The organism is Elioraea sp. Yellowstone, from assembly GCF_006704265.1.
In the GTDB taxonomy this organism is placed as follows: Bacteria; Pseudomonadota; Alphaproteobacteria; order Acetobacterales; family Acetobacteraceae; genus Elioraea.
In genome coordinates this window covers 1-8,780 of record NZ_VIKA01000132.1, presented here as the reverse complement: position 1 = coordinate 8,780, position 8,780 = coordinate 1, and the positions used below count along the sequence as shown (strand labels likewise).

Annotated in this window: 11 protein-coding genes; 9 read left to right on the top strand and 2 right to left on the bottom strand. The window is 74.1% G+C overall.

Annotated features, from left to right (window positions below; translation table 11 throughout):
• Positions 1–120: 120 nt before the first annotated feature.
• The gene (locus FK498_RS15110; protein WP_141855958.1) at positions 121–948 is read right to left on the bottom strand and encodes an aldo/keto reductase; all 828 of its coding nucleotides are present in this window, start codon (positions 946–948) and stop codon (positions 121–123) included.
• Between the two features lie 67 nt (positions 949–1,015).
• Between FK498_RS15110 and FK498_RS15105 the strand changes: the two genes are divergently transcribed.
• From FK498_RS15105 to FK498_RS15075, 7 genes are all read left to right on the top strand, one after another.
• The gene (locus FK498_RS15105) at positions 1,016–1,645 is read left to right on the top strand and encodes a hypothetical protein (protein WP_141855956.1); all 630 of its coding nucleotides are present in this window, start codon (positions 1,016–1,018) and stop codon (positions 1,643–1,645) included.
• Between the two features lie 202 nt (positions 1,646–1,847).
• Positions 1,848–3,338: an FAD-binding domain-containing protein gene (locus FK498_RS15100; protein ID WP_141855954.1), complete on the top strand. Its 1,491-nt coding sequence runs from the start codon at positions 1,848–1,850 to the stop codon at positions 3,336–3,338.
• Entirely contained in the window at positions 3,335–3,598 is a 264-nt protein-coding gene (locus FK498_RS15095) for a DUF3253 domain-containing protein (RefSeq protein WP_141855952.1), read from the top strand. Before FK498_RS15100 ends, FK498_RS15095 begins: the two co-directional genes overlap by 4 nt.
• An 89-nt stretch (positions 3,599–3,687) precedes the next feature.
• The gene (locus tag FK498_RS15090; RefSeq protein ID WP_141855950.1) at positions 3,688–4,194 is read left to right on the top strand and encodes a hypothetical protein; all 507 of its coding nucleotides are present in this window, start codon (positions 3,688–3,690) and stop codon (positions 4,192–4,194) included.
• 47 nt (positions 4,195–4,241) lie between these two features.
• Positions 4,242–4,634: a RidA family protein gene (locus FK498_RS15085; RefSeq protein WP_141855948.1), complete on the top strand. Its 393-nt coding sequence runs from the start codon at positions 4,242–4,244 to the stop codon at positions 4,632–4,634.
• A gap of 65 nt (positions 4,635–4,699) precedes the next feature.
• Entirely contained in the window at positions 4,700–5,683 is a 984-nt protein-coding gene (locus tag FK498_RS15080; RefSeq protein WP_141855946.1) for a tripartite tricarboxylate transporter substrate binding protein, read from the top strand.
• 12 nt (positions 5,684–5,695) lie between these two features.
• The gene (locus tag FK498_RS15075; RefSeq protein WP_141855944.1) at positions 5,696–6,655 is read left to right on the top strand and encodes a uroporphyrinogen decarboxylase family protein; all 960 of its coding nucleotides are present in this window, start codon (positions 5,696–5,698) and stop codon (positions 6,653–6,655) included.
• A 15-nt stretch (positions 6,656–6,670) separates the two neighbouring features.
• Here FK498_RS15075 and FK498_RS15070 read toward each other — a convergent pair whose 3' ends face one another.
• Entirely contained in the window at positions 6,671–6,997 is a 327-nt protein-coding gene (locus tag FK498_RS15070) for a TIGR02300 family protein (protein ID WP_141855942.1), read from the bottom strand.
• 129 nt (positions 6,998–7,126) lie between these two features.
• Here FK498_RS15070 and aroA point away from each other — a divergent pair, with 129 nt between their 5' ends.
• The gene (gene aroA / locus FK498_RS15065; RefSeq protein ID WP_141855940.1) at positions 7,127–8,467 is read left to right on the top strand and encodes a 3-phosphoshikimate 1-carboxyvinyltransferase; all 1,341 of its coding nucleotides are present in this window, start codon (positions 7,127–7,129) and stop codon (positions 8,465–8,467) included.
• Positions 8,464–8,780 (top strand): (d)CMP kinase (locus FK498_RS15060; RefSeq protein ID WP_370510909.1); only part of this gene is annotated, 317 nt, incomplete at its 3' end. The genes aroA and FK498_RS15060, both read left to right, overlap by 4 nt.

Sequence of the window (8,780 nt, the reverse complement as noted above, 5' to 3'; positions counted from 1 at the left end):
CCGCCCGGCCGCGGCCCCAGCGAGCGGCCGATCGCGCCCTCGCCCGGGGTCAGCGGACCGTCCAGCCGGATCGCCTCGTCGAGGTTCACGCCCCCGACGCAGAGCACGCGCAGCCGCGCGCTAGAGGATCGCGAGCGGACGCTTGCGCCGAGGCGGCGGAAAGGCCGCGTCGAGGGTGGCATGGTCCTCCTCCGTCAGGCGCAGGGCGCGGGCGGCGGCGTTCTCGCGCACGTGCTCCGGGTCGGCCGCCTTGGGGATCGCGATCACCCCGGGGCGGCGCAGCGTCCAGGCGAGCGCGACCTGTGCGGGTGTCGCACCGTGACGCGCCGCGACCTGGGCGAGCGCCGGATGGCGCAGGAGCCGCCCGCCCTGGCCGACCGGCGAATAGGCCATGATCGGAACGTTGCGACCCTTGCACCACGGCATCAGGTCGAACTCGATGCCGCGTTCGGCGAGATTGTAGAGCACCTGGTCGGTCGCGCAGGCGGCACCGCCGACCGCCCAGAGCTCCTCCAGGTCGGCCACGTCGAGATTGCTCACCCCCCAGCGCGCGATCTTGCCGGCGCGCCTGAGCGCCTCGAACCCCTCGACGGTCTCGGCAAGCGGCACCGCGCCACGCCAGTGCAGGAGGTAGAGATCGATCACGTCGATGCCGAGCCTCTTGAGCGAACGCTCGCAGGCGGCCACCACCGCGCGGCGGCCGGCATTGTGCGGATAGACCTTGGAGACGACGAACACCGCGTCGCGCTGGCCCGCGATCGCTTCGCCCACCACCTCCTCCGCGCCGCCCTCGCCATACATCTCGGCGGTGTCGATCAGCGTCAGGCCGAGCTCGATGCCGAGCCTGAGTGCCGCCACCTCCGCCTTGCGCGCGCGGCGGTCCTCGCCCATCCGCCAGGTGCCCTGGCCGAGGGCCGGCACGCGCGTCCCGTCCGGCAGCGTCACCATGCTCGCCTCCGCCGCTCCGCCGCCCGTAGGATGCGATGCGCGCACAGCCCTGTCACGCGAGGTGCCCATGCCTCCGGTTCCCGTCATCCTTGCGGCGCTGCTGGTCGCCGCCCCCGCCGCCGCCCAGGCGCCGACGGTACCGCGCGTCGCCGAGACGCGCGAGGTCGGCTCCTGGCTGCTTGCCTGCAGCGCCGATCCGATCACCGACCGCACCGACTGCGTCCTGCGCCACCGGCTGTGGATCGTTCCCCCCGAGCGCGGCGAGGGGCCGGGGATCGCGCTCGAGATCGTGCGGCGCGAGGAGCGCGTCCTGCCGGCGGTGACCGCGCGCGGGCTGACGCTCGCCGACACGGGGCGCGGTGCGCTCGCCTTCGCCGCCTCGGCCGAACTGCGCCTCGACCAGGATGCCGCGCTCGACCTGCCGTGCACGCTCGAAGGACGCGACGCGGTCTGCCTGCCCGCGGGCGAGGCGGCGAGCCGGGCCGCGGAGGCGCTGCCCCGGGCGAGGCGCGCGCTCGTGCGGCTGCGCACGGCGGCGCGGCTCGGCAGCGGCGGGGGCGAGGTCTATGCGCTGGAGCTCGCCGATACCGCGGCGGCGATCACCGCGCTCATGGAGCGAGGGCCGGGCGCGCCGCCGCCGCCCTCCCCGGTCGCCGGGTTCCTCGAACAGCTCGAGCGGCTGATCCGCGGCCAGTGAGCGTGGCCGGTGAGCGCGGCCTCCCGCAGCGTCGCGGGCGCGGGCACGCGCGGCTCCTCCTCGCGGCGGAGCTCGCGCGGCGCAGGCAGGTCGCGCAGCGTGCCGGCAGGCAACGCCGCGAGCAGGATCAGGATCACGGCCGCGAGGCGCACGCGCCGAGGATAGCGCTGGACGGACCGCGCCGCCGCCCCAGATCCGCACCATGACCTCGGGACCGGTGCAGCTCGTCTGGTTCAAGCGCGATCTTCGCCTGGCCGATCATGCGCCGCTCGCCGAGGCGGCCCGGCGCGGGCCGGTGTTGCCCCTCTGGATCGTCGAGCCCGGGCTGTGGGCGGAGGCGGACGCTTCCGCCCGGCAGTACCGCGTGCAGCAGCAGGCGGCGGCGGAACTGCGCGCCGACCTCGCGGCCCTCGGCCAGCCCCTCGCCGTGCGCGTGGGCGAGGCGGTGGCGGTGCTGGAGACGATCCGCCGCATGCACGGCATCGCGGCGATCTGGGCGCATCAGGAGACCACGGGCCGCTTCGGCTATGCGCGGGACCGGCGCGTGCGCGCCTGGGCGCGGGCGCACGGCATTCCGCTGCACGAGCTGCGGCAGACGGGCGTGATCCGGGGACTCCCGTGCCGCGACGGCTGGGCCCGGCGCTGGGAGGCGTTCACGCGCGCGCCGATCCCGCCGGCGCCGTGCGCCCTGGCACCGGTCCGGCTCGATCCCGGCCGCATCCCCGGGCCGGGGGAGGTCGGTCTTGCGCCCGATCCGTGCCCGGGGCTCGCGCCCGGCGGGCGCGGCGCGGCCGAGAGCCTGCTCGCCTCGTTCCTCGCCACGCGGGCGGAGACCTATCGCCGCGCGATGGCCAGCCCGCTCGCCGGCTGGTCGGCGTGTTCGCGGCTCTCGCCCCACCTCGCCGCCGGCACGCTCTCGATCCGGGAGGCGGCGCGGGCGGCGCGGGCGGCGCGGGTCCAGGCATCCGGCCCCGTGCGCGAGGGAATCGACAGCTTCCTCGCCCGCCTCGCCTGGCACTGCCACTTCATCCAGAAGCTGGAGAGCGAGCCGGCGCTCGAGTACCGCGCCCTGCATCCGGCCTATGAGGGGCTGCGCACGGATGGCCCGGGCACCGAACGTTTCGACCGCTGGGCCGCCGGCGCGACCGGCTGGCCCTTCGTCGACGCCTGCATGCGCTGCCTCGCCGAGACGGGCTGGCTCAATTTCCGTGCCCGGGCGATGCTGGTCAGCGTCGCGACCATGCATCTCTGGCTCGACTGGCGCCCCGTGGGACTGCATCTCGCCCGGCTCTTCGCCGACTACGAGCCCGGCATCCACTGGAGCCAGGTGCAGATGCAGTCGGGCAGCACGGGGGTGAACACGATCCGGCTCTACAATCCGGTGAAGCAGGGGCTCGATCACGATCCGGACGGCGTGTTCATCCGCCGCTGGGTGCCGGAGCTCGCGCATCTGCCTGCGCCGGCGATCCACCGCCCGTGGGAGCACGGGGTGCGTTCCTACCCCGCGCCGCCCGGCGACCACGCGACGCTCGCAGCCATCGCCCGCGACCGGCTCTGGTCGGTGCGCCGGGCCGAGGGCTACCGCCGCGCGGCCGATGCGATCCAGGAGCGCCATGGCAGCCGCCGGTCGGGGATGCGGCAGACCGGCCGGCGGCGCCTCGGCGCGCAGACCGCGCTCGATCTCGAGCCGTGACGGAGGCGCAGACCATCGAGGCGACGATCCTGCGGCTCTGCGCCGAGCGCGGGCCGGAGAGGTCGATCTGCCCGTCGGAGGTCGCGCGGGCACTCGCGGGACCCGACGAGACGCGCTGGCGGCTGCTGATGCATCCCGTGCGCGAGACCGCATTCCGTCTTGCACGCGAAGGGCGCATCCAGGTGCTGCGCAAGGGCCGGCCGATCCCGCCCGAGCTGGCGCGCGGGGTGATCCGGCTTGCGATCGTAGCGGCATCGTGACATGTTCGTTGCAAATGTGATGCGCAGCACAGCCGGACGCGCAGCCCGCACGCACACTGCCTCCTGCCGGGTCAGCCCAGGAGGGCGCGATGCGCAGGATCGCAACGACGCTTGCACTGCTCGCCATGCTCGCCGGAGCAACGTCGGCGCTGGCGCAACGTGATCTCGGCCTGCACCGGCTCCACGGCACGGTCGACCTGATCTGGGCAGCGATCGAGGCAAACGGGCACGGCACCTGGACGGGCACCTATATCGTCCGCGGCCAACTCAGCGAGGCCGAGGAGGGTGACGAGGCGCTGCTGGCCGGCTGGAGCCTGCACTGCGACGGGGTGATGAGCGGGGCGGGCCACTCCGTCACCGACGACACCGGCACGTGCCGTTTCGAGAGTGGCTCCGGAAGCCGGATTCTGGCGCGCTACTCGGGTGTCGACGGCGGCTGGTCGCGGTCGGCGCTGCGAATCGACTTCCATGGCGGTACCGGCGTCTATCGCACCCTGCATGGCGAGGGCACGATCGCGCGGCTGATGTACCTGCCTTACACGATGCCGGTCGGCTGGGGATTCCTGACCGGGCAGATCGCTTGGCATCGCGACTAGGCCGAGATCGGGCCTAAACTGCGCGGCCTCGGAGCAGAGGAGCCGCCATGGCCGAGATCGTGTTCGCCAATCCGCCCGGCATGGCCCGGCCGGCAGCGCGCTATTCGCTGACCGCCGAGGTGAGGGAAGCGCGGCGCTGGGTGCTGGTGAGCGGCCAGCTTCCCATTGCCGCCGACGGTTCGGTGCCGGCGGATCTCGGCGCGCAGGCCGATCTCGTGATCGCCCATCTGCGCGCCGCCCTCGCCCATCACGGGCTGGATCCCGGCCATGTCGTGAAGCTCACCACCTATCTGACGACCCGCGAGGCGCGGCTGCCGTGGCAGCAGCGGCGGGATGCGCTGTTCGCAGGCCTGCCGCCGCCGGCGAGCACGCAGGTGATCGTCGCCGGGCTCGCCGATCCGCGCTGCGCGATCGAGGTGGAGGCGATCGCCGCAGCCTGATTCGCGGGGGCTTGCCTGGCCTGGGGAGGCGCCACAGACTGGACGCCCATCGCGAGGCCGCCGCCATGACACGCTTCTCCCTCGCCCGCCGTGCGCTGCTTGCGCTCGCCATCGCGCTGCCGGCCGTGCCGACCGCCGCGCAGGGCGCCTGGCCGGACCGTCCGCTGCGCATCATCGTGCCGGCGCCGGGCGGCGGCGGCACCGCCGACACGATCGCGCGCATCCTCGCCCAGGAGCTCGAACCGCGGCTCGGAACCCGCGTGCTGATCGAGAACCGCGGCGGCGCCAACGGCAACATCGGCGCGGCGGAAGCGGCGCGCGCCGCCCCGGACGGCTACACCTTCCTCTTCTCCTGGGCCGGAACGCTGGCCACCAACCTCTCGCTCTACCGCACGCTGGCCTTCCACCCGCAGCGCGACTTCGAGCCGATCGTGTTCATCGGCACCGTGCCGAACATCCTGGTGGTGAACAAGGACCTGCCGGTGCGCACGCTGAAGGAGTTCGAGGACCATGCGCGCGCCCATCCGGGCGCGATCAATTTCGGCTCCACCGGCAACGGCAGCTCGATGCATCTCGCCGCCGAGATGTTCAAGACGCGCACCGGCGTCGAGATGACGCACGTGCCCTACCAGTCCCCGGCGACCGCGACCAACGACCTGATCGCCGGGCGCATCCAGGCGATGTTCCAGCTGGTGGTCGGCATCCAGGGCCAGGTGAAGGGCGATCTCGTCCGTCCGATCGCGGTCCTGGCCGAGAGCCGCGCGCCGCAGCTGCCCGAGGTGCCCACCACGGCGGAACAGGGCATGCCGGGGCTGGTGTTCGGCACGTGGTTCGGCCTGCTCGCGCCCAAGGGCACGCCCGCGCCGATCCTCGCCCGCATGAACGCCGAGATGAACGCGGTGCTGGACGATGCGGCCGCACGCGCGCGGCTGGTGCAGGCGGGGCTGGCGGTCGGCGGCGGCACGCCCGGGCAGTTCGCCGCCTTCCTCGACAGCGAGATCAGGAGCCACGCCGAACTGGTGCGCGCCGCGGGCGTGCGGATCGACTGAGGGGCCCCGGACATGGCGATGACCAAGCGCGAGCGGTTCGAGGCGGCGATCGCCGGGCGGCCGGTCGATCGCCCGCCGGTGACCGCCTGGGTGCATTTCGTCACCGACGAGAGCCCGGCGGAGGTGTTCGCCGACCGCGCCGCCGCGTTCTTCGAGCGGCTCGACTTCGACATCTGCAAGGTGGTGAACGACTACCGCTATCCGCTGCCCGAGGGGCTGGAGACCATCGAGGGCCCCGAGGACATGCGCCGCTTCCGCCGGCTTGCCATGGATCACCCGGCCTTCGTGCAGCAGCCGCGCGCGATCCGGCTGCTGCGCGAGAGGCTCGGGCCCGACGTGCCGATCCTCGACACCGGCTTCGATCCGTTCCAGCAGGTGATGCGCAGGGCGGGCTACGACCGCGCGCATGTGGTGTTCGCCCATCCCGAGGCGGCGTCCGAGATGCTGGAGGCGGTGTGCGCGACCATGGAGGACTTCATGGCCGCGCTCCGCGACGCGGGCTGCGACGGCGTGTTCTTCTCGATCAACGGTGCGATCACGGGGGGCTCGCGCGCGGTCGACCGGGCGACCTACGAGCGCTTCATGCGCCCCTACGACCTCCGCATGCTGGCGGCGATGGCGCCGATGGTGCGCATCCTGCACGTCCACGGCGCGCCGGTGGACGTGACGCGCGTGCTCGACTACCCGATCGAGGCGCTCTCGGTCAGCGACCGGCTGGCGGGCAATCCCTCGCTCGCCGATCTCCGCCGGCTCACCGACAAGTGCCTGATGGGCGGGGTGAACGAGGTGCTGATCACCGAGCGCGGCGTCGATGCGCTGCGCGCCGAGGTGCGCGACACGGTGCGCCAGAACGGCGGGATGGACCGCCTGATCATCGCGCCGGGCTGCACCATCCCGACGCAGACCCCCTCGTTCCTGCTGCGCGCGCTGGTGGAGGAGACCAAGGCGCTCGCGTTGCGGCGGGCGGCCTGACCGGCCGCTCGTCCGTCACCGCTCCTCCTCGTCCGCGCCCGGCTCGACCTCGATCTCGGCGCCGAGATCGTCCTCGCCCTCCAGGTCCTCGGCGTCCTCGAGCACCGCCTCGTCGGCATCCTCCACCTCGACCTCGAGCTCGGCATCCTCGAGCGCGGGCTCGGCGGCGGCGCGCTTCAGCTTGGCGCGATCCTCGGAACCGCCCGGGCGGCGGAAGCGCGGCTGCTCGGCCGGCTGCTCGGTGCCGCATTTCGGGCAGACCGCGGGGCTGCGCATCAGGTCGTAGAACTTGGCCCCGCAGGCCACACAGATGCGCTTCGAGCCCAGCTCGGCCTTGGCCATCGACCCACTCCGCCTCGTTCGGCCGCCCCGCAGGACGGCGGGCCGCGCGAATGCCAGAGCCCGCCTGCCCTGTCAAATGCACGCATCGGATGCTAGAGCGCGCGCCCGGGCAGCACCGCGAGAGGCCAGATGACCGAGACCGCCAAGCCGATGACCGCCCGCGCCGCCGCCGGGCCGCTCTCCGGCAGCGTGCGCGTGCCGGGCGACAAGTCGATCAGCCACCGCGCGCTGATGCTGGGCGCGCTCGCGGTCGGCGAGACCCGGATCAAGGGGCTGCTCGAGGGCGAGGACGTGCTGCGCACCGCCGCCGCGATGCGCGCGCTCGGCGCCGAGGTGAAGCGCACCGGCGAGGGCGCCTGGACCGTGCACGGCCGCGGGGTGGGGGGGCTCGCCGAACCGGCCGACGTGCTCGACATGGGCAACTCCGGTACGGCGGCGCGGCTGCTCACGGGCATCATCGCCGGACACCCGATCTTCGCCGTGCTGACGGGCGATGCCAGCCTGCGGCGGCGGCCGATGGGGCGCGTGACCGGGCCGCTCGCGCAGTCGGGCGCCGAGTTCTGGGCGCGCGAGGGCGGGCGGCTGCCGCTCGCGATCCGCGGCGCGGCCGATCCGATGCCGCTCGACTACACCCTGCCCGTGGCCTCGGCGCAGGTGAAGTCGGCCGTGCTGCTCGCCGGGCTCTGCGCGCCCGGGATCACGCGCGTGGTCGAGCCGCGTGCGACGCGCGACCACACCGAGACCATGCTGCGCGGCTTCGGCGCCGCGGTGGAGGTGCAGGCACGCGCCGATGGCGGGCGCGAGATCCGGCTTGCCGGCCAGCCCGAGCTCGCCGGCCGACCGGTCGCCGTGCCCGCCGACCCGTCCTCGGCGGCCTTTCCCGCGGTCGCCGCCCTCCTGGTCCCCGGCTCCTCCGTGACGCTGGAGGGCGTGGGGATGAATCCGCTGCGCGCCGGGCTCTACACGACGCTCGCCGAGATGGGCGCGGATCTCGCGATCGCAGGCGAGCGCGACGAGGCGGGGGAGAGGGTCGCGGATCTCACCGTCTCCTCCTCCCCGCTCAGGGGCGTGGACGTGCCGGCCGAGCGCGCACCCGCCATGATCGACGAGTACCCGATCCTCGCCGTCGCCGCCGCCTGCGCCGCCGGCACGACGCGGATGCGCGGGCTGGCCGAACTCCGCGTCAAGGAGAGCGACCGGCTCGCCGCGATCGCCGCCGGCCTCGCCGCCTGCGGCGCGCGGACCGAGATCGAGGGCGACGACCTGCTGGTGCACGGCACCGGCATGCCGCCGCAGGGCGGCGCGACCGTCGCGACGCAGATGGACCACCGCATCGCGATGGCGTTCCTGGTGCTGGGCCAGGTGACCGCCGAGCCGGTCGCGATCGACGACGGCAGCTTCATCGACACCTCGTTCCCGGGCTTCGTCGCGCTGATGCGCGGGCTCGGCGCGACGATCGAGACGCCGTGACGCTGGTGATCGCGATCGACGGCCCGGCCGCCGCCGGCAAGGGCACGCTCGCGCGCCGGCTCGCCGCCCGTCTGGGGCTGCCCCATCTCGACACCGGCCTGCTCTACCGGGCGGTCGGGCGGCGCGTGCTCGACCGCGGCGCCGATCCGCGCGATGCCGCAGTCGCGGCGGCGGAAGCGCGCGCCCTCACACCCGCGGACCTCGACCGCCCCGACCTGCGCGGCCCCGCGGCCGATGCCGCCGAGATCGACCGTGAAGCCGCCCTTGACGCGGCCGAAGATCACGCCGTTGACACGGCTGCCGGCCTGGAACG